At 58.6% G+C, this 17,361-nt stretch carries 19 protein-coding genes; 5 read left to right on the top strand and 14 right to left on the bottom strand.

Annotated features, from left to right (window positions below; genetic code table 11):
• Window positions 1-10: 10 nt before the first annotated feature.
• Together C4J93_RS04365 and kdgD are read right to left on the bottom strand one after the other, a co-directional pair.
• Complete coding sequence (locus tag C4J93_RS04365; protein ID WP_124369652.1) at window positions 11-1,456, bottom strand: aldehyde dehydrogenase family protein; 1,446 nt, start codon at window positions 1,454-1,456, stop codon at window positions 11-13.
• Between the two features lie 54 nt (window positions 1,457-1,510).
• Window positions 1,511-2,422 (bottom strand): 5-dehydro-4-deoxyglucarate dehydratase, encoded by a 912-nt coding sequence (gene kdgD / locus C4J93_RS04360; RefSeq protein ID WP_057724545.1) that lies wholly within the window; start codon window positions 2,420-2,422, stop codon window positions 1,511-1,513.
• Between the two features lie 580 nt (window positions 2,423-3,002).
• On the opposite strand from kdgD, the gene C4J93_RS04355 reads away from it, so the two are divergent.
• Complete coding sequence (locus C4J93_RS04355; RefSeq protein ID WP_124369651.1) at window positions 3,003-3,191, top strand: hypothetical protein; 189 nt, start codon at window positions 3,003-3,005, stop codon at window positions 3,189-3,191.
• A 10-nt stretch (window positions 3,192-3,201) separates the two neighbouring features.
• On the opposite strand, the gene C4J93_RS04350 is transcribed toward C4J93_RS04355, so the two are convergent.
• From C4J93_RS04350 to rplM, 8 genes are all read right to left on the bottom strand, one after another.
• On the bottom strand, window positions 3,202-3,951 hold the full coding sequence (locus C4J93_RS04350; RefSeq protein WP_016971564.1) for a FadR/GntR family transcriptional regulator: 750 nt from the start codon (window positions 3,949-3,951) through the stop codon (window positions 3,202-3,204).
• A gap of 158 nt (window positions 3,952-4,109) precedes the next feature.
• The gene (locus C4J93_RS04345; protein WP_124361288.1) at window positions 4,110-4,529 is read right to left on the bottom strand and encodes a ClpXP protease specificity-enhancing factor; all 420 of its coding nucleotides are present in this window, start codon (window positions 4,527-4,529) and stop codon (window positions 4,110-4,112) included.
• Between the two features lie 17 nt (window positions 4,530-4,546).
• Window positions 4,547-5,164 carry a glutathione S-transferase N-terminal domain-containing protein gene (locus C4J93_RS04340; protein ID WP_124361287.1) on the bottom strand — a complete coding sequence of 206 codons (618 nt, stop codon included), beginning with the start codon at window positions 5,162-5,164 and terminating at the stop codon, window positions 4,547-4,549.
• Window positions 5,165-5,311: 147 nt separating this feature from the next.
• Window positions 5,312-6,091 (bottom strand): cytochrome c1, encoded by a 780-nt coding sequence (locus C4J93_RS04335; RefSeq protein WP_124428683.1) that lies wholly within the window; start codon window positions 6,089-6,091, stop codon window positions 5,312-5,314.
• Window positions 6,091-7,302, bottom strand: coding sequence for a cytochrome bc complex cytochrome b subunit (locus C4J93_RS04330; protein WP_124428682.1), 1,212 nt, complete (start codon window positions 7,300-7,302; stop codon window positions 6,091-6,093). Before C4J93_RS04330 ends, C4J93_RS04335 begins: the two co-directional genes overlap by 1 nt.
• The gene (gene petA / locus C4J93_RS04325) at window positions 7,302-7,895 is read right to left on the bottom strand and encodes a ubiquinol-cytochrome c reductase iron-sulfur subunit (protein ID WP_034118089.1); all 594 of its coding nucleotides are present in this window, start codon (window positions 7,893-7,895) and stop codon (window positions 7,302-7,304) included. The genes C4J93_RS04330 and petA overlap by 1 nt, the downstream gene beginning before the upstream one ends.
• A gap of 266 nt (window positions 7,896-8,161) precedes the next feature.
• The gene (gene rpsI / locus C4J93_RS04320) at window positions 8,162-8,554 is read right to left on the bottom strand and encodes a 30S ribosomal protein S9 (protein WP_003216038.1); all 393 of its coding nucleotides are present in this window, start codon (window positions 8,552-8,554) and stop codon (window positions 8,162-8,164) included.
• 14 nt (window positions 8,555-8,568) lie between these two features.
• Window positions 8,569-8,997 (bottom strand): 50S ribosomal protein L13, encoded by a 429-nt coding sequence (gene rplM / locus C4J93_RS04315; RefSeq protein WP_003171742.1) that lies wholly within the window; start codon window positions 8,995-8,997, stop codon window positions 8,569-8,571.
• Between the two features lie 250 nt (window positions 8,998-9,247).
• Here rplM and C4J93_RS04310 point away from each other — a divergent pair, with 250 nt between their 5' ends.
• The 3 genes from C4J93_RS04310 to C4J93_RS04305 all read left to right on the top strand — a co-directional run bounded on the left by C4J93_RS04310 (window position 9,248) and on the right by C4J93_RS04305 (window position 11,573).
• Window positions 9,248-10,288, top strand: a complete 1,041-nt coding sequence (locus tag C4J93_RS04310) for an NADP(H)-dependent aldo-keto reductase (protein ID WP_124428681.1) — start codon at window positions 9,248-9,250, stop codon at window positions 10,286-10,288.
• Between the two features lie 137 nt (window positions 10,289-10,425).
• Window positions 10,426-10,734, top strand: coding sequence for a transposase (locus C4J93_RS27290; protein WP_256658866.1), 309 nt, complete (start codon window positions 10,426-10,428; stop codon window positions 10,732-10,734).
• Window positions 10,731-11,573: an IS3 family transposase gene (locus C4J93_RS04305; protein WP_305955298.1), complete on the top strand. Its 843-nt coding sequence runs from the start codon at window positions 10,731-10,733 to the stop codon at window positions 11,571-11,573. Before C4J93_RS27290 ends, C4J93_RS04305 begins: the two co-directional genes overlap by 4 nt.
• Before the next feature lie 76 nt (window positions 11,574-11,649).
• Here the strand turns inward: C4J93_RS04305 and C4J93_RS04300 are convergent, their stop codons facing one another.
• The gene (locus tag C4J93_RS04300) at window positions 11,650-12,786 is read right to left on the bottom strand and encodes an acyl-CoA dehydrogenase family protein (RefSeq protein ID WP_124428680.1); all 1,137 of its coding nucleotides are present in this window, start codon (window positions 12,784-12,786) and stop codon (window positions 11,650-11,652) included.
• 220 nt (window positions 12,787-13,006) lie between these two features.
• Between C4J93_RS04300 and C4J93_RS04295 the strand changes: the two genes are divergently transcribed.
• Window positions 13,007-13,927 carry a GlxA family transcriptional regulator gene (locus tag C4J93_RS04295; protein WP_177412769.1) on the top strand — a complete coding sequence of 307 codons (921 nt, stop codon included), beginning with the start codon at window positions 13,007-13,009 and terminating at the stop codon, window positions 13,925-13,927.
• Window positions 13,928-14,053: 126 nt separating this feature from the next.
• Here C4J93_RS04295 and zapE read toward each other — a convergent pair whose 3' ends face one another.
• The 3 genes from zapE to C4J93_RS04280 form a co-directional block, all read right to left on the bottom strand.
• Entirely contained in the window at window positions 14,054-15,148 is a 1,095-nt protein-coding gene (gene zapE / locus C4J93_RS04290) for a cell division protein ZapE (protein ID WP_124403074.1), read from the bottom strand.
• A 79-nt stretch (window positions 15,149-15,227) separates the two neighbouring features.
• The gene (locus tag C4J93_RS04285; protein ID WP_124428679.1) at window positions 15,228-16,583 is read right to left on the bottom strand and encodes a tryptophan--tRNA ligase; all 1,356 of its coding nucleotides are present in this window, start codon (window positions 16,581-16,583) and stop codon (window positions 15,228-15,230) included.
• A gap of 24 nt (window positions 16,584-16,607) precedes the next feature.
• On the bottom strand, window positions 16,608-17,237 hold the full coding sequence (locus C4J93_RS04280; protein WP_124428678.1) for an alpha/beta hydrolase: 630 nt from the start codon (window positions 17,235-17,237) through the stop codon (window positions 16,608-16,610).
• Window positions 17,238-17,361 lie beyond the last annotated feature (124 nt).

Here is a 17,361-nt window from a genome sequence, read left to right as displayed (position 1 = left end):
GTGTTGCGTATTACGAACCGATGTAGCTGGTTTTCACCACGGTGTAGAACTCTTGCGCATAGCGACCTTGCTCACGCGAACCGTAGGACGACCCCTTACGGCCACCGAACGGAACGTGGTAATCCACGCCAGCGGTGGGCAAATTGACCATGACCATGCCGGCCTGGGAATGACGCTTGAAGTGGTTGGCGTACTTCAACGACGTAGTGGCAATGCCCGCCGACAAACCGAATTCGGTGTCGTTGGCCATGGCCAGCGCCGCCTCGTAGTCGGCCACGCGCACCACGTTGGCCACTGGGCCGAAGATTTCTTCACGGCTGATGCGCATGGCGGCTTCGCTGTCGGCAAACAGCGTCGGCGCCAGGTAGTAGCCTTCGGTATCGCAGGTCACCAGACCGCCACCGCTGACCAGCCGCGCACCTTCGCTCTGGCCGATGTCGATGTACTTCATGTCCTGGTCCAACTGGGCCTGGGAGACCACCGGGCCGATGTCGGTACCGCTGTTGAGTGCGTGGCCGACTTTGATCGACTTCATGCGCTCGGCCATGGCCGCGACGAACTGGTCGTGGATGCCGGCGGTGACGATCAGGCGGCTGGATGCAGTGCAACGCTGGCCGGTGGAGTAGAACGCGCTCTGCACCGACAGCTCGACTGCCTGCTTGAGGTCGGCGTCGTCGAGAATGATCTGCGGGTTCTTGCCGCCCATTTCCAACTGCACCTTGGCCTGGCGCGACACGCAACTGACGGCGATCTGACGGCCCACGCCCACCGAACCGGTGAAGCTGATGCCGTCGACTTTCGGGCTGTTGACCAACACATCGCCCACAACGCGGCCGCTGCCCATCACCAGGTTGAACACCCCGGCAGGGAAACCGGCGCGGGAAATGATGTCGGCCAGGGCCCAGGCACAGCCGGGCACCAGTTCGGCCGGCTTGATCACCACACAGTTGCCATAGGCCAGGGCCGGGGCGATTTTCCAGGCCGGGATGGCGATCGGGAAGTTCCAGGGGGTGATCAAGCCGACCACGCCAAGGGCTTCACGGGTAACTTCTACATTGACGCCCGGGCGCACCGACGGCACGTAGTCGCCGGACAGGCGCAGGCATTCACCGGCGAAGAATTTGAAGATGTTACCGGCGCGGGTCACCTCACCGATGGCTTCGGGCAGGGTCTTGCCCTCTTCCCGGGCCAGCAGGGTGCCAAGCTCTTCACGGCGGGCGAGGATTTCGCTGCCGACTTTGTCCAGCGCATCATGGCGCGCCTGGATGCCGGAGGTGGACCAGGCCGGAAATGCGGCGCGGGCGGCCTCGATAGCGGCGTTGACTTGGGCGACGTCGGCCTTGGCGTATTCGCCAATCACATCGGAAAGGTCCGACGGGTTGATATTGGTGCAGTAGTCGGTGCCGGTAACCCATTCACCGTTGATGTAGTTCTCGAAACGTTTTGCTTGGGACACGAATCTTCTCCTGACGCAAAAGGCCGCTGATTGCTCAGCGGCCTTGTTGATAAGTTATTGCGCGCCTTGCTTGTCGATCAGCGCGGCCAGGGCTTCGTATTCTTCCGGCAGCAGGTCGGTCAGCGGGGTGCGCACCGGGCCGGCGTCATAGCCGGCGATTTTCGCACCCGCCTTGACGATGCTCACGGCGTAACCGGCCTTGCGGTTACGGATGTCCAGGTAGGGCAGGAAGAAATCGTCGATGATCCGGGAGACAGTGGCGTGATCATCCTTGGCGATCGCGTGGTAGAAATCCATCGCGGTTTTCGGGATGAAGTTGAACACCGCCGAGGAGTACACCGGCACGCCCAGGGCCTTGTAGGCAGCGGCGTAAACCTCTGCGGTCGGCAGACCGCCGAGGTAGCTGAAACGGTCGCCGAGACGACGGCGGATCGACACCATCAACTCGATGTCACCCAGGCCATCCTTGTAGCCGATCAGGTTCGGGCAACGCTCGGCGAGGCGCTCGAGCAGCGGCGCGGTCAAGCGGCAGACATTGCGGTTGTACACCACCACGCCGATCTTGACCGATTTGCACACCGCTTCAACGTGGGCGGCAACCCCGTCCTGGCTGGCTTCAGTCAGGTAGTGCGGCAGCAGCAGCAAGCCCTTGGCACCCAGGCGCTCGGCCTCTTGAGCGTATTCGATGGCCTGACGGGTCGCGCCGCCGACACCGGCAAGAATCGGCACGCTGGTGGCGCAGGTATCAACAGCGGTCTTCACAACCTGGGAATATTCGCTGGCGGCCAGGGAGAAAAACTCACCGGTGCCGCCCGCAGCGAACAGCGCGGTGGCACCGTATGGGGCAAGCCATTCCAGACGCTTGATATAGCCCGCCTGGTGAAAGTCACCCTGGGCGTTGAAATCGGTCACCGGAAAAGACAGCAGACCGTGGGAGAGGATGGACTTCAGTTCTTGTGGATTCATTATTCGAACACCCTGGGTAAAGACTTTCTGTCGAAAGGTTATTGTTGGTTTTGGTGATGTCGTACGTCATCGTACAACTATAAAAAGATTCGTCAACTGCAAATCGTCAGTGTTCACCTCAAGCTTGCCGATGAAGCAGAGTTCTTGATCTACGGGTTTTTCCTCAACTCTCGGCCTGACTGTATATGCACACAGCCAACTAGAACGATGTCTTACGACATAGCGCGGCCTTGCAACAGGCGGTGGCCGCTCATCAAACCGGTACCGACCAGGCATTGGAAATGGCGTACGCCATGAATTGCGCCGCAACGATGTGAATGATCTGAACGACAAGCTGGACAGATGATAGGGGGCGGTGGAGTACGCACGAGTTACTCAAGGATGACAAAACCGGCACGCCTCTTCCGTCGCTGGGCAGGACCATGGCCGTGCTTGATACCGCTCGTCAGAACTGTGAATTCTGACAGTACCCTCCCCACCCTCAGGCCCCCTAACGTGGTCAAGCCCACGTGCACTTGCAGGGAGCATAGGCAACGTGCGGGCACTACCCTATTTTGTTCCTGCTCAATGAGGCTTGATCATGACAACTAAAATCCCGGTCAAATTCAAAGGCACCAAGAAAAATAGCACTGCGAACATTAGTATTGAGGAATTACCGAACAAAGGTGATTTTCTGAATCTGGATGGGCAGGTTTGGGAAGTACTGAAAAAGACGTTCGTTTATGACGCTGATGGCAGCGTTACAGGAATAGAATTCGATCTAGCCTGAACACGTCAGCTCACCCACGCTGCGCCTCTGCCTCTTCATGGGCATGGCGCAGCCGCTCCCGACTATTCGTCAAATGCAAACGCATCGCCGCACGCGCCGCATCCGAATCCTGGCGCGCGATCGCCTCATAAATCTCTTCATGCTCGCGACTCAGGCGCCCCATGTAATGCTGCTGGTCATCATGGGCCAGACGCGCCGAATTCAGGCGGGTACGCGGAATGATGCTGGTGCCCAGGTGGGTCATGATGTCGGTGAAATAACGGTTGCCGGTGGACAGCGCTATTTCCAGGTGGAACGCAAAGTCTGACGCCACCGCATCACCCGCATGGGCCGCGCTTTCATTCAAGGCATCGAGGGCCGCACGCATCGCCGCCAGCTGCTCGTCACTGCGGCGCAAGGCAGCCAGGCCTGCCGATTCCACTTCCAGGCTGATCCGCAACTCCAGAATCGCCAACACATCGCGCAACGTCACCACGGTGGCCGGATCGATCCGGAAACCGCTCGGGCTTGGCGTGTCCAATACAAACGTACCGATGCCGTGACGCGTCTCCACCTGCCCCGCCGCCTGCAAGCGCGAGATGGCCTCGCGCACCACGGTACGACTCACACCATGGGCATCCATGATCGCCGACTCAGTGGGCAGCTTGTCGCCACGCTTGAGCTGGCCGTCGCGGATTTGTTCGGACAACACCGTGACCAATTCCTGGGCAAGGCTGCGGCGCTTGCGGGGCAGACGTGGGGCGGCGTTGGCGTTTTCCATGATGGATCATCTTTCTCGGCGAACTGAAGACGCATCATAGCCCATGGCGGTTGTACGATCACCGTTCCTATCGAGACTTTCACTTCTGCGCGGCAGGCAAAAAAATGCCCCAGCAACCGCCGAGGCATTTTTCAGGCTCGCCCGAAGGCAACAGCCGCTTACTTCACTACTTTCAAGCTCGGCCGGCCCGTAGGGCGCGGTGGCTCGTTATCGGGTGGCGGCACATCATCGCCGCCTTCGCCTTCGATCGTTTCGTCATCCTCGAAAGGCGACTCCAGATCGAACACCATGCCTTGGCCATTCTCACGGGCATAAATCCCGAGGATGGCGCCAATCGGCACAAACAGCGTATGCGGCACGCCGCCGAAACGCCCTTCGAAGCTGACCGCTTCGTTGTCCATGTGCAGGTGGCGCACGGCACTGGGCGATACGTTCAATACAATCTGTCCGTCACTGGCAAAACCCTGCGGAACCTGCACCGCAGGAAATTCGGAATTGACCAGCATGTGCGGGGTGCAATCGTTGTCCACAATCCACTCATAGAGCGCGCGGACCAGGTAGGGTCGACTGGAGTTCATCAGCGGCTCCTTAAGCCTTAGCGCATATCGCGTTCGACACCAGACAGACTCGCCTGGAAAGCCTCACGCGCAAACTGGCGCTCCATGTAATCAAGCAGCGGCTTGGCAGGCCGCGGCAGTTCAATGCCCATAATCGGCAAGCGCCAGAGTATGGGTAATAGGCAGCAATCCACCAAGCTTTGTTCCTCACTGAGGAAAAAAGGCTTGTCGGCGAACAGCGGCGAAACGCCGGTCAGGCTTTCGCGCAATTCCTTGCGCGCCACGACACGGGCCGGCTCTTTGCTGCGTGAATCCAGAATCACATCCACCAGCCGGCACCAGTCACGCTGGATCCGATGGATCAGCAGGCGGCTGTTGGCACGCGCCACCGGGTACACCGGCAGCAAAGGCGGATGCGGGTAACGCTCATCCAAGTATTCCATCACCACGGTTGACTCCCACAACGCCAGGTCACGATCGACCAGGGTGGGCAAGCTGCCGTAAGGGTTCACTTCGATCAGTTTCGGCGGCTGACGGCCCGCTTCCACACTGATGATCTCGGCGCTGACACCCTTCTCTGCGAGCACGATGCGTACTCGGTGGGAATAGTGGTCGGCGGGGTCGGAGTAACAGGCCAACCGGTTGGTCACGCCCATGGCGGTCCTCCTCGCTTGTTGAAATTATCGAAAGCTCAAAAACGAGCGCGCCCAGGGAGCATCTCTGTAACGTCTGGAACAACCGACGCTACGTGTTCAGAGATGCCGCTGGGCGCGCAAGATTAACAGCAATTGCTTACGGTTGGATCAATGCACATCCTTCCAGTACTCGCGTTTGAGCAGATAGGCGAATACGAAGAAGAAAGCCAGGTACAGCAAGACGTAGGTACCGATGCGCTGGTGCTGCAGCTTGACCGGGTTGGCCGAGTAGGCCAGGAAAGTCACCAGGTTCTTGACCTTCTCGTCGAACTGCTCTTCATTCAGCGTACCGGTCTTGGGCACGATGGTCAGTTGATCGCACGCCTCATGGGTCAGCGGCGTGCCGGTCAACGGATCATATTGCTTCTTGCCGTCTTCAACGACCTGGACTTGCTTGCATCCTACCACTTGGCGCCCCTGCAGGCCGACCAGAACGTTAGGCATGCCGACGTTCGGGAACACTTTGTTGTTCACGCCCCAAGGCCGGGCGGGGTCTTCGTAGAAGGATTTGAGGTAGCCATAGAGCCAGTCGGTGCCACGTACACGCGCCACCAGGGTCAGGTCGGGCGGTGCTGCGCCGAACCAAGCCTTGGCGTCTGCCGGTTTCATGCCGATGTTCATGTGGTCGCCGATCTTGGCTCCGGTGAACACCAGTTTCTCCAGCATCAACTCATGGGGGATGCCCAAGTCATCGGCAACCCGCTCGTAGCGCTGGAACTTGGCGCTGTGGCAGCCCATGCAGTAGTTGGCAAAGGTACGTGCACCATCTTGCAAAGCGGCTTTATCGGCGACATCGATGTCGACTTTTTCCAGTTCCGCGCCATGCTCGGCAGCCAAAGACAGAAGCGGCAGGGCCGCAAACACTAATGCAACAAATAATTTTTTCATCAGCCAGTCACCCTTTCCGGAACCGGTTTGGTCTTCTCGAGCCGGGTGTAGAACGGCATCAGAATGAAGTAGGCGAAGTACAGGAAGGTGCAGACCTGCGACAGCAACGTGCGCTCAGGGGTCGGCGCCAATACGCCCAGCACGCCCAGGATCATGAATGCAATGCAGAACACCCACAGCCAGATCTTGCTCAGCCAGCCCTTGTAGCGCATGGACTTGACCGGACTGCGATCCAGCCACGGCAGCACGAACAGCACCGCGATCGCCGCGCCCATGGCGATCACGCCCATGAGTTTGTCGGGGATCGCCCGCAGGATTGCGTAGAACGGCGTGAAGTACCAGACCGGGGCAATGTGCTCGGGCGTCTTGAACGCGTTGGCTTGTTCGAAGTTAGGCTTCTCGAGGAAATAACCACCCATCTCCGGGAAAAAGAACACGATCGAGCAGAACACGAACAGGAACACGACCACGCCGACAATGTCTTTCACGGTGTAATAAGGGTGGAATGGAATGCCATCGAGCGGGATGCCGTTCTCGTCCTTATGCTTCTTGATATCCACGCCATCCGGGTTGTTGGAACCCACTTCATGCAGCGCCAGGATGTGCAGCACCACCAGGCCCAGGATCACGATCGGCAAGGCGACAACGTGCAAGGCAAAGAAGCGGTTCAGGGTGATGCCGGAGATCAGGTAGTCGCCACGAATCCACTGGGTCAGGTCGTTGCCGATCACCGGGATCGCCCCGAACAGCGAGATGATCACCTGGGCGCCCCAGTACGACATCTGGCCCCACGGCAGCAGATAGCCCATGAACGCTTCGGCCATCAGCGCCAGGTAGATCAGCATGCCGAACACCCACACCAGTTCGCGCGGCTTCTGGTAGGAGCCGTAGAGCAAGCCACGGAACATGTGCAGGTAGACGACGATGAAGAACGCCGACGCGCCGGTGGAGTGCAGCAGGCGCAGGATCGAGCCGTACTCGACGTCACGCATGATGTATTCGACGGAGGCGAACGCCTCTTCCGCAGACGGCGTGTAGCTCATCGTCAACCACACACCGGTGACGATCTGGTTGACCAGCACCAGCAGTGCCAGGGAGCCGAAGAAGTAGAAGAAGTTGAAGTTTTTTGGCGCGTAATATTTGCTGAGATGGTCTTCCCACATTTTGGTGGCGGGGAAACGCGCATCTACCCAATCCATGAACTTGCTCATCACGCGTTCTCCTTATCGAGGCCAATGACAATGAGGTCGTCAGTTTCGTAGGTGTGCGGAGGAACCGGCAGGTTCAGGGGCGCAGGCTGAGACTTGTAGACACGGCCGGCAAGGTCGTAATGGGAACCGTGACACGGGCAGAAATAACCGCCGACCCAGTCCTTGCCCAAGTCGACAGGGGCGACTTCCGGGCGAAAGGTGGGTGAGCAACCCAGGTGGGTACACAGACCTACCAGCAACAGAATCTCTGGCTTGATCGAACGCACTTCGTTCTTGGCGTAGGCGGGCTGGTCGGAATTCTCGGATTTAGGGTCAGACAACTGGCCTTCGATCTTTTTCAGATTCCCCAGGATTTCCTCGGTACGACGAACAATGAATACCGGCTGGCCGCGCCATTCAGCAATCATCTGCTGCCCTGGCTCGATCTTGCTGACATTCACCTTCACCGGTGCACCTGCGGCTTTCGCCTTGGCACTGGGAAACCATGACCCCACGAACGGGACCGCAGCCCCCACCGCTCCTGCAGCACCCACCACGGATGTGGCTGCTACCAAGAAGCGACGCCGGCCTGCATTCACGCCGTCATTGCTCATTCAGTCCTCTCCCATCAGCTTTTTGGCCTGTTAAATCAGGCGTCTACTAAGTGTTGAATCTTTACTTATAAAAATTTTGACGGATGGTAATGAAAAGCCCCACGGATGACAAGGGAATTGCCCAGGCCACCACCCCCAGGCCTTGTAGTATAGGGGGTCTATGGATGTGGCAAGTTGTCACGGCGAAAAATGTGCATAAATCGCAGGCAATAAAAAACGCCCAGCTCCGTGAGGAGGCTGGGCGTTTTTGTGGAACGTAAAGCGAATTAACGCTTCGAGTACTGCGGACGCTTACGCGCTTTACGCAGACCGACTTTCTTACGTTCAACTTCACGAGCATCGCGAGTAACGAAGCCAGCTTTGCGCAGAGCGCCACGCAGGGTTTCGTCGTACTGCATCAGAGCGCGAGTGATACCGTGGCGGATTGCGCCAGCTTGACCACTTACACCGCCACCGATAACGGTGACGTAGATGTCGAACTTTTCAACAGTCTCGGTCAGTTCCAGCGGCTGACGAACTACCATGCGGGCAGTTTCGCGGCCGAAGAAATTTTCCAGAGTGCGGTTGTTGATCGAGATGTTACCAGTGCCCGGACGCAGGAAAACGCGTGCGGTTGCGGTTTTGCGACGGCCAGTGCCGTAATTTTGAGTCGCCGACATAATGAACTATTCCGTTAAAACTTCAGTTCTTGGGGCTGCTGAGCAGCATGAGGGTGTACAGCGCCCGCATAGACTTTCAGCTTGCGAAACATATCGCGACCCAGTGGGCCCTTAGGCAGCATGCCTTTGACCGCGATTTCGATCGGGGCTTCAGGCTTCTTGGAGATCAGGCCTTCAAAGTTGGAAGACTTGATACCGCCTGGGAAACCGGAGTGACGGTAGTACATTTTGTCTTGCGCTTTGTTGCCGGTAACACGTACCTGCTCAGCGTTGATGATGACAATGTAGTCACCGGTATCAACGTGCGGGGTGTATTCAGGCTTGTGCTTGCCACGCAGACGGCTGGCGACTTCAGTGGCCAGACGACCCAGGGTCTGACCAGCGGCGTCGACGACAAACCAGTCGCGCTGAACTGTTTCCGGTTTTGCAGTAAAAGTTGTCATTCTTTAATAGCCTCAGGGGCCGCCCTGTAAATTAGACGGCGGATCTTACTGAATAGTGCGTACTTTGACAAGGTCAAAGGCAGCCGGATACAGACGCTATCGGGGGCTCGGGTCAGCGCGTCCGTTCAACGGCAAGATTCTTCGGCAGACGGCGCATCACTTCCACTGCAGAAAGAGGTGGGCAATTATGCAGATTGCGAAAAAAAATTCAACCTGCTTTTATGAATGTTTTCCCCTGAAGGAGTACCCGATGGATTATCGACAGCTGGGCCGGACCGATCTGAACGTAAGCGCGATTGCCTTGGGCACCATGACCTGGGGCGAGCAGAACAGCGAGCCAGAGGCCTTCGCACAGATCGAACGGGCCAAGGCCGCGGGCATCAACTTCCTCGACACGGCAGAAATGTACCCGGTACCGCCCAAGGCCGAGACCTACGCCACCACCGAGCGTTATATCGGTAATTACTTCAAGAGCCGTGGCGATCGCGCCGACTGGATCCTCGCCAGCAAGATCGCCGGTCCCGGCAACACCATCGACTATATCCGCGATGGCTACCTGCGCCACAACCGCAAGCATATCGTGGACGCCCTCGACGCCAGCCTCAAACGCCTGCAGACCGACTGGATCGACCTCTATCAGTTGCACTGGCCGGAGCGCAGTACCAATTTCTTTGGCCAGTTGAGCTACAAACACAAGGACGAAGACGACCTCACCCCACTGGAGGAAACCCTGGAAGCGCTGGATGAGCAGGTCAAGGCCGGCAAGATCCGCCACATTGGCCTGTCCAACGAAACCCCGTGGGGCACCATGAAATTCCTGGCCCTGGCCGAAGCCCGTGGCTGGACCCGCGCGGTGTCGATCCAGAACCCCTACAACCTGCTTAACCGCAGCTTTGAAGTGGGCCTGGCTGAAATTGCCATCCGCGAACAATGCGGTTTGCTGGCCTACTCGCCACTGGCATTCGGCATGCTCAGCGGCAAGTACGAAGGCGGTGCGCGCCCGGCCAAGGCGCGTCTGACGGAGTACAGCCGTTTCAGTCGTTATTTCAACCCACAGTCGGAAGCGGCGTGCAGCCGTTATGTGACACTGGCGCGGGAGCATGGGCTGGACCCGGCGCAGATGGCGTTGGCGTTTGTGACGCAACAGCCGTTTGTGACCAGCAATATTATCGGGGCCACGAGCCTGGAGCAGCTGGACAGCAACATTGCCAGTGCCGACCTGAAGCTGTCCAAAGAGGTGCTGGAAGGGATTGAGGCGATTCAGAAGGATCATCCGAATCCGGCGCCGTGATTGATCTTTAGACCGCTATCGGGAGCAAGCCCCCTCCCACACTTGGAATGCATTCCAATGTGGGAGGGGGCTTGAACTGGCCTAATGATCCCGGACACCTCTTAAGGGCGATATGATTCGCCCAATCAGGAGGTTCCATGCAACAGCGAAAGACCTACACCCACGAGTTCAAGCAACGTGCTGCAAGCATGGTTCTTGATGATAACTGCTCAGTTCCCGACGTCTGTGCATCGATGGACGTTGGCCCTACGGCTCTGCGCCGCTGGGTTGATCAGGTTCGTAAAGAGCGTCACAAAGGGCAGCCAGTGGCAGGTACCAAGGCTATCAGCGACGAACAGCGAGAGCTTCAACAGCTACGAGCCAAGGTCAAGCGCCTGGAGAGTGAGGCTGAAATCTTAAAAAAGGCTACGGCTCTCTTGATGTCGGATCCCGATCGTTTTTCCTGATCGAGGAACTGAGGGAGTCGAGTTCATATCCGACCAGCCTGCTTTGCAGTGCGCTAGGCGTTTCCCGCAGCGCGTTTTATGACTGGCTTAAGCGTCGCTCAGCGCCAAATACCAAGCGTGACGCGCTTAGAGCAAAAGTCGTGCAACTGCATGTCGAAAGCCGAGAAAGCGCAGGTGCACGGATGATCTCTCAGCACTTGAAGGCCCAGCAGATCAAGGTAGGTCGGCATCTGGCCGGAAAACTTATGGCGGAGGCAAATCTGGCCAGCAGACAGCGCCGCCGCCATCAATATCGCTCTAGAGGCGTTGAAGCATTTGTGGCCAAGAACCTGCTTGAGCGTAACTTCGAGCCAACCGCAATTAATCAAGTCTGGTGCGGCGACGTTACCAGCCTAATGGTTGGGAAACGCTGGTATCACTTGGCAGTGGTCATTGATCTGTTCGCCCGCCGAATCGTTGGCTGGGCGTTTTCTCTGATCAATGACGCCAACCTGGTTAGCAAGGCGCTGAGAATGGCGGTGGAGGTTCGAGGCAAACATGCAGGCTTGATGTTTCATTCGGATCAAGGCTGCCAATACACCAGCCAGCTCTTTCAGTCCGCGTTGCTGGAGTATGGGATAACCCAAAGCATGAGCCGCAGAGGGCAGTGCTGGGACAATGCACCAACAGAGCGTTTCTTTGGGACGCTCAAATCAGAGTGGGTGCCCACCAAGGGCTATATGACAGTTGAAGAAGCCAAGCAGGATATGACCAGCTTCTTCATGCGATACAACCGAATCAGGCTCCACAGCTACAACAACTACCTGTCGCCAATAGCCATGGAGCAGGAGGCGGCTTGATCACCGTAATCGGTGTCCGGAAAAACTTGACCAGAACAGCTTGCCCCCGATAGGGCCCTCACAAACAACACAGCACTCAAAGCGCCCGCGCAATAATCTCCTTCATGATCTCATTGGTCCCCGCATAAATCCGCTGCACCCGCGCGTCGGCCCACGCGCGGGCTATCGGGTATTCCCACATGAAGCCGTACCCGCCGTGCAGTTGCACGCACTCATCGAGCACCTTGCATTGCAGGTCCGTGGCCCAATACTTGGCCATCGCCGCCGTGGGCACATCCAGCTTGCCTTCCAGGTGCAGCGCCAGGCATTTGTCCACGAACACGCGGCCGATCTGAATCTCGGTGGCCATCTCTGCCAGCTTGAAGCGGGTGTTTTGAAAGTCGGCTATCGCCTTGCCAAACGCCTTGCGCTCGCGGGTGTAATCCAGCGTCCACTGCAACGCCGCCTCGGCTGACGACAGCGCACCAATCGCCACCGTCAGCCGTTCCTGGGGCAACTCCTGCATCAAATATGCGAAGCCCATGCCGGCCTGGCCCAGCAGGTTTTCCTTGGGCACACGCACGTCCTGGAAGAACAACTCCGAGGTGTCCTGGGCCTTCATGCCGACCTTCTCCAGGCGCTTGCCCTTATCGAAGCCCGGCGTGTCGGCCTCGACCAGGAACAGGCTGGTGCCCTTGGCGCCGGCCTTGGGGTCGGTCTTGGCCACCACGATTACCAGCTCGGCCAGGTAGCCGTTGGTGATGAACGTCTTGGAGCCGTTGATCACATAGTCATCACCGTCCAACACAGCCGTTGTCTTCACCCCTTGCAGGTCGGAACCGGCCCCAGGCTCGGTCATGGCAATGGCCGTGACCATCTCGCCGGAGATCAACTTGGGCAGGTACTTGTGCTTCAACGCCTCACTGCCGTAATGCAGGATGTACGGCGCAACAATGTCCGAATGCAGGGAAAAGCCAATGCCGGTCAAGCCCAGGCGGCTGATCTCTTCGATCACGACCGCGCTGTAAAGGAAATCCGCGCCCAGCCCACCGTATGCTTCCGGCACGTGCGAACACAGCATCCCCGCCTCCCCCGCCTTGTTCCAGAGGTTGCGGTCGATGTAACCCTGTTTCTCCCATTGCCCATGGAATGGCGCGGCGTCTTTTTCGAGGAAGGTACGCACGCTTTCGCGGAAAAGTTCGTGCTCCGGGCTAAATAAGGTTCTGGGAATCATGGCTCACCTGTGAGGATTGTCGGACAAGGACGGGCTCACAGAGCCTATGCCGCGAATGCGTCACGGGACACTGGACACATGCGACAAAAAATAAGACGATCCAGCCGTCTGGTGACCACTTTCCCCTATAAGAATAAATGAAATTATGTCTAACCAAATCTCCACGCCCTTGCGGCGCGTCAGCATCCTGGCCGTCGATCGGGTCTTCGCTTCAACCCTCATGCAAGCCAAGGATTTCTTCCATCTCGCCAGCCTGCGGTATGGCAAGCAACAGGGCCTGGGCCTGACGCCCGCATTCGAGACGCGCCTGGTCAGCCCCGACGGGCAATCGGTACGCAGCTTCAGCAATGTGATCATGCCGGTGGACGGCGGCCTGGAAGATGCCGACATCATCGTGCTGCCCGCCTTCTGGGACGACTTCGAGGCCTTGTGCACCCGCTACCCACAGGTACTGCCCTGGCTGCGCGAACAGCACGCACGCGGCGCCGTGCTGTGCGGGGAAGCTACCGGTGTGTTCTGGCTGGCCGAAGCAGGCCTGCTCGATGGCAAGGAAGCGACCACCTATTGGCGCTTCTTCACCGCCTTCAGCGAACGCTTCCCCAAGGTGCAGCTCAACCAGGACAAGCACCTGACCGACGCCGATAACCTGTATTGCGCCGGCGGCACCACCTCCGCCTGCGACCTCTACATTTATTTGATCGAACGCTTCTGCGGCGCCAACATCGCCCAGGCCGTGGCCCGCGACATCCTGTATGAAGTGCAGCGCAGCTACTCGCCAGGGCGTATCGGTTTTGGCGGGCAGAAGCTGCACCAGGATGTGATCATCCTGCAGATCCAGCATTGGCTCGAAGAACACTTCGCCGACAAGTTCCGCTTTGAAGACGTCGCCCGGGAGCACGGCATGAGCATCCGCAACTTCATGCGACGCTTCCAGACCGCCACCGGCGACAAGCCGCTGCATTATCTGCAACGCCTGCGCATCGAGACGGCCAAGGGCCTGCTGTCGGGCAGCCGCAAGAGCATCAAGACCATCAGCTATGAGGTGGGTTATGACGATGCGAGTTTCTTTGCGAGACTTTTCAGGCAGCACACTGAGTTGTCACCGAACCAATATCGCCAACAATTCCAGCAGGCCGCGTAAGCAGGGATTCATACAGGACAAATGTGGGAGGGGGCTTGCCCCCGATTGCGGTGTATCAGTGCCAGATTTACTGACTGACACACTGCTATCGGGGGCAAGCCCCCTCCCACATTTACTGTGTAGGTCTTAGGGCTTGTGGCCGCGCGACAGGAATTCGTGGGACTGCATTTCCAGCAAACGACTCAAGGTGCGTTGGAATTCGAAGTTCAAGCGCCCCCCCGTGTAGAGGTCCTTGAGCTCGACTTCCGCCGAGATGATCAGCTTGACGTTACGGTCGTAGAACTCGTCGACCATGTTGATAAAACGCCGCGCGATGTCGTCGGTGGTCACGCCCATCTGTTCCACACCGCTCAAGATCACCGCATGGAAGATCTTGCCCAATTCGATGTAGTCGTTCTGGCTACGCGGGCCGTCGCACAGTTGGCGGAATTCGAACCAGGCCACGTCATCGCAGGTACGCAAGGCGATGATTTCGCGGTTTTCGATCATCAACTTGTCGTTTTCCACGGCCTGGGTGCATTCCGGCGTCAACGCGCGGAAGCTTTTCTTCAGGCTTTCGTGGGCCGCCTCATTGAGCGGGAAGTGGAACAGCTCCGCTTGCTCGAGGTGACGCAAACGATAGTCGACGCCGCTGTCGACGTTGACGATATCGGTGTGCTGCTTGATCAACGCAATGGCCGGCAGGAAGCGTGCGCGCTGCAGGCCATCCTTGTAGAGGCCATCGGGCACGATGTTTGAGGTGGCGACCAGGGTCACGCCGTTCTTGAACAGCTCTTCCATCAAGGTGCCGAGGATCATGGCATCGGTGATGTCGGAGACGAAGAACTCATCGAAGCAGATCACCCGCGCTTCGTCGGAGAAACGCTTGGCGATGATCGTCAGCGGGTTCTTCTCCCCCGGCAGGGTCTTCATCTCTTCGTGCACGCGCTTCATGAAGCGGTGGAAGTGGGTGCGGACCTTTTCCTTGAACGGCAGCGCTTCGAAGAAGGTGTCCACCAGGTAGGTCTTGCCCCGGCCGACGCCACCCCAGAAGTACAGGCCCTTGACCGGCGTGCGGTCTTTCTTGCCAAACAGCTTGCTGAGCATGCCCTGCTTGCTTTGCGAAGCCGCGACCAGGTCTTCGTACAGGCGCTGCAAATGACGCACCGCATTTTCCTGGGCCGCGTCATGGAAGAAGTCAGGGCGTTTCAGATCAGCTTGATATCGTTCTAGGGGCGTCATAATTTCGTTAGCAAGGCAACAAAAACGGGCCGTCACTGTAACGACGGCCCTGGATAATGGCAATCAACCCTTGGTCGGGTTAATCCTCGGAGGGGGTCAGCGCGACGCGCAAGGCGGCGATGGCGGCGTCACGGGACGCGCTGTCGGCGAACTCGGCGCTGTCGGCCACGGCCGCGTCGCCCAGCCATACGCTGAAGCCCAGAGCTTGGGTGCGTATGTCCAAGGTACCGCCGCTTTGCAATTGCTTGGTCACCGCGCCCGCCGCCTTGCCGTCGGCGAAGGTGCGCGACAGCAGCAGTTGCTCGCCGTCGGCGGCCAACAGGCGGAAGCGGAAGCTGCCGTCGTCTTCACGAAAGCTCACGAAGCGCGCGGCCTTCACCGCCTTTTTCTTGGGGGCAACCGGCGCCGCAGTCTGGTTGACGAACGAACGCAAGCCCACCGCTTCGCGCAGCTCGGCGAGGAATGGTGCCGCCACGGCACGGGCCTTCTTGGCGCCGACCAGCAGCAGATCTTCCATGTCTGACGGGCGCAACATCAGTTGGTGGTAACGCTCACGCGCTTCACCCAATTGCCCATCCAGCAACTGGAACAGACGATTCTTCGCCTCACCCCAGCCCAGGCCTTGCAGCAGTTCACTGCGCAGCTCTTGCTCCTGGGCCTTGCTCGCAAATGCCTGGTACAGGGTGAACAGGTGGGAAGTGTCCGGGTCCTTCGCCTCGCCGGGCGCGCGCGAGTCGGTGACGATCCGCGAGATCGCCTCCTTCATGTCCTTGGCGCTGGTGAACAACGGGATGGTGTTGTCATAGCTCTTGGACATCTTGCGGCCATCCAGGCCCGGCAAGGTGGCGACGCTTTCTTCGATCAACGCCTCGGGCATGGTGAAGAATTCTTTACCGTTGCCGAACAGGTGGTTGAAACGCTGGCCGATATCACGGGCCATTTCCACGTGCTGGATCTGGTCACGACCCACCGGCACCTTGTGCGCGTTGAACATCAGGATGTCCGCTGCCATTAGCACCGGATAGCTGTACAGACCCATAGTGATGCCCGCATCCGGGTCTTCGCCGCCCTCTACGTTTTTGTCCACCGAGGCCTTGTAGGCATGGGCACGGTTGAGCAGGCCCTTGGCGGCCACGCAGGTCAGCAGCCAGGTCAGCTCGGGAATCTCGGGGATGTCGGACTGGCGATAGAACGTCACCCGGTTCACATCCAGGCCACCGGCCAGCCAGGTCGCGGCGATTTCCATACGCGAGCGCTGGATGCGCTGCGGGTCATCGCATTTGATCAGGGCGTGGTAGTCGGCCAGGAAGTAGAAGGAATCGGCATTGGCGTCCTGGCTGGCAAGGATCGCCGGGCGGATCGCACCGGCGTAGTTGCCCAGGTGCGGCGTGCCGGTGGTGGTGATGCCGGTGAGGATACGGGTACGCGTCGTCATGGGTAATCGCTTATCAGACTGCTATCAATTCGAGAGGCGCGGCAGCACCAGATCCTTCAGATCGGTGAGCTTGCCGTGAAAAAAGTGTCCGCATTCTGCCACTTTCAGCAGCTCATGGGGGCGTTTCAGGGCGCTAGACCAGTCGTAGACGACTTGCGGGTCGACCACTTCGTCGGTTTCCGGCTGGATTAGCGTCAACGGGCAATCATGTGGCAGCACATCCGTGTCACGCAGGCGCATCACTGCGGCAGCCACCATGAACAGGTGCGCCAGCTTCTCGCCCTTGGCTTCCAGGCGCCCGCCGAGGCTGGCGGCCACATAGCCACCGAAGGAAAAGCCCAGCAGGGTGAGCGGTAGATCAGGGTGTTTTTCCCGCAGCCACGTGGCGGCCGCTTCGGCATCGTCAACTTCACCGCTGGCCATGTCATGACTACCGGCACTCGCGCCGACGCCACGATAATTGAAACGCAACGTAATCAAGCCGGCGTCGCGGGCGGTGCGTTGCAGGGTCGAGACAACTTTATTGAGCATGGTCCCACCCTGCACCGGGTTAGGGTGGCAGATCAGCGCCAGGCCGCGTGGGGCGGGGTGATCCAGGTACAGGGCTTCCAATTGACCCACCGGGCCATCGATCAAAACGGGGGTTTCACGCATGAGCAAGGATGAACTCCGTGACCTCTCAAGGGGTCGACTCGTCTAGCTAAAAGTCTGTGCATGGCATCATTGCGAGCTTAATCGCGGTATACAGCGCAGGTTTGAGCCGTTAACGTAAAGCAAA

Origin of the sequence: Pseudomonas sp. R2-37-08W, from assembly GCF_003851705.1 — a bacterium.
In the GTDB taxonomy this organism is placed as follows: domain Bacteria; phylum Pseudomonadota; class Gammaproteobacteria; order Pseudomonadales; family Pseudomonadaceae; genus Aquipseudomonas.
The sequence above is the reverse complement of the archived record's forward strand: the minus strand, read 5'-3'. Positions and strand labels throughout refer to the sequence as shown.

What these genes read in the sequence shown, in the direction of transcription:
- C4J93_RS04340 (WP_124361287.1), bottom strand. Translation starts at nt 5,164, where the DNA reads ATGGGCGTGACCAACCGGTTGGCCTGTTACTCCGACCCCGCCGACCAC.
- C4J93_RS04330 (WP_124428682.1), bottom strand. Translation starts at nt 7,302, where the DNA reads ATGAGCAAGTTCATGGATTGGGTAGATGCGCGTTTCCCCGCCACCAAA.
- C4J93_RS04345 (WP_124361288.1), bottom strand. Translation starts at nt 4,529, where the DNA reads ATGAACTCCAGTCGACCCTACCTGGTCCGCGCGCTCTATGAGTGGATT.
- rpsI (WP_003216038.1), bottom strand. Translation starts at nt 8,554, where the DNA reads ATGTCGGCGACTCAAAATTACGGCACTGGCCGTCGCAAAACCGCAACC.
- C4J93_RS04280 (WP_124428678.1), bottom strand. Translation starts at nt 17,237, where the DNA reads ATGCGTGAAACCCCCGTTTTGATCGATGGCCCGGTGGGTCAATTGGAA.
- C4J93_RS04350 (WP_016971564.1), bottom strand. Translation starts at nt 3,951, where the DNA reads ATGGAAAACGCCAACGCCGCCCCACGTCTGCCCCGCAAGCGCCGCAGC.
- petA (WP_034118089.1), bottom strand. Translation starts at nt 7,895, where the DNA reads ATGAGCAATGACGGCGTGAATGCAGGCCGGCGTCGCTTCTTGGTAGCA.
- C4J93_RS04300 (WP_124428680.1), bottom strand. Translation starts at nt 12,786, where the DNA reads ATGATTCCCAGAACCTTATTTAGCCCGGAGCACGAACTTTTCCGCGAA.
- zapE (WP_124403074.1), bottom strand. Translation starts at nt 15,148, where the DNA reads ATGACGCCCCTAGAACGATATCAAGCTGATCTGAAACGCCCTGACTTC.
- C4J93_RS04355 (WP_124369651.1), top strand. Translation starts at nt 3,003, where the DNA reads ATGACAACTAAAATCCCGGTCAAATTCAAAGGCACCAAGAAAAATAGC.
- C4J93_RS04285 (WP_124428679.1), bottom strand. Translation starts at nt 16,583, where the DNA reads ATGACGACGCGTACCCGTATCCTCACCGGCATCACCACCACCGGCACG.
- C4J93_RS27290 (WP_256658866.1), top strand. Translation starts at nt 10,426, where the DNA reads ATGCAACAGCGAAAGACCTACACCCACGAGTTCAAGCAACGTGCTGCA.
- C4J93_RS04335 (WP_124428683.1), bottom strand. Translation starts at nt 6,091, where the DNA reads ATGAAAAAATTATTTGTTGCATTAGTGTTTGCGGCCCTGCCGCTTCTG.
- kdgD (WP_057724545.1), bottom strand. Translation starts at nt 2,422, where the DNA reads ATGAATCCACAAGAACTGAAGTCCATCCTCTCCCACGGTCTGCTGTCT.
- C4J93_RS04310 (WP_124428681.1), top strand. Translation starts at nt 9,248, where the DNA reads ATGGATTATCGACAGCTGGGCCGGACCGATCTGAACGTAAGCGCGATT.
- C4J93_RS04295 (WP_177412769.1), top strand. Translation starts at nt 13,007, where the DNA reads ATGCAAGCCAAGGATTTCTTCCATCTCGCCAGCCTGCGGTATGGCAAG.
- rplM (WP_003171742.1), bottom strand. Translation starts at nt 8,997, where the DNA reads ATGACAACTTTTACTGCAAAACCGGAAACAGTTCAGCGCGACTGGTTT.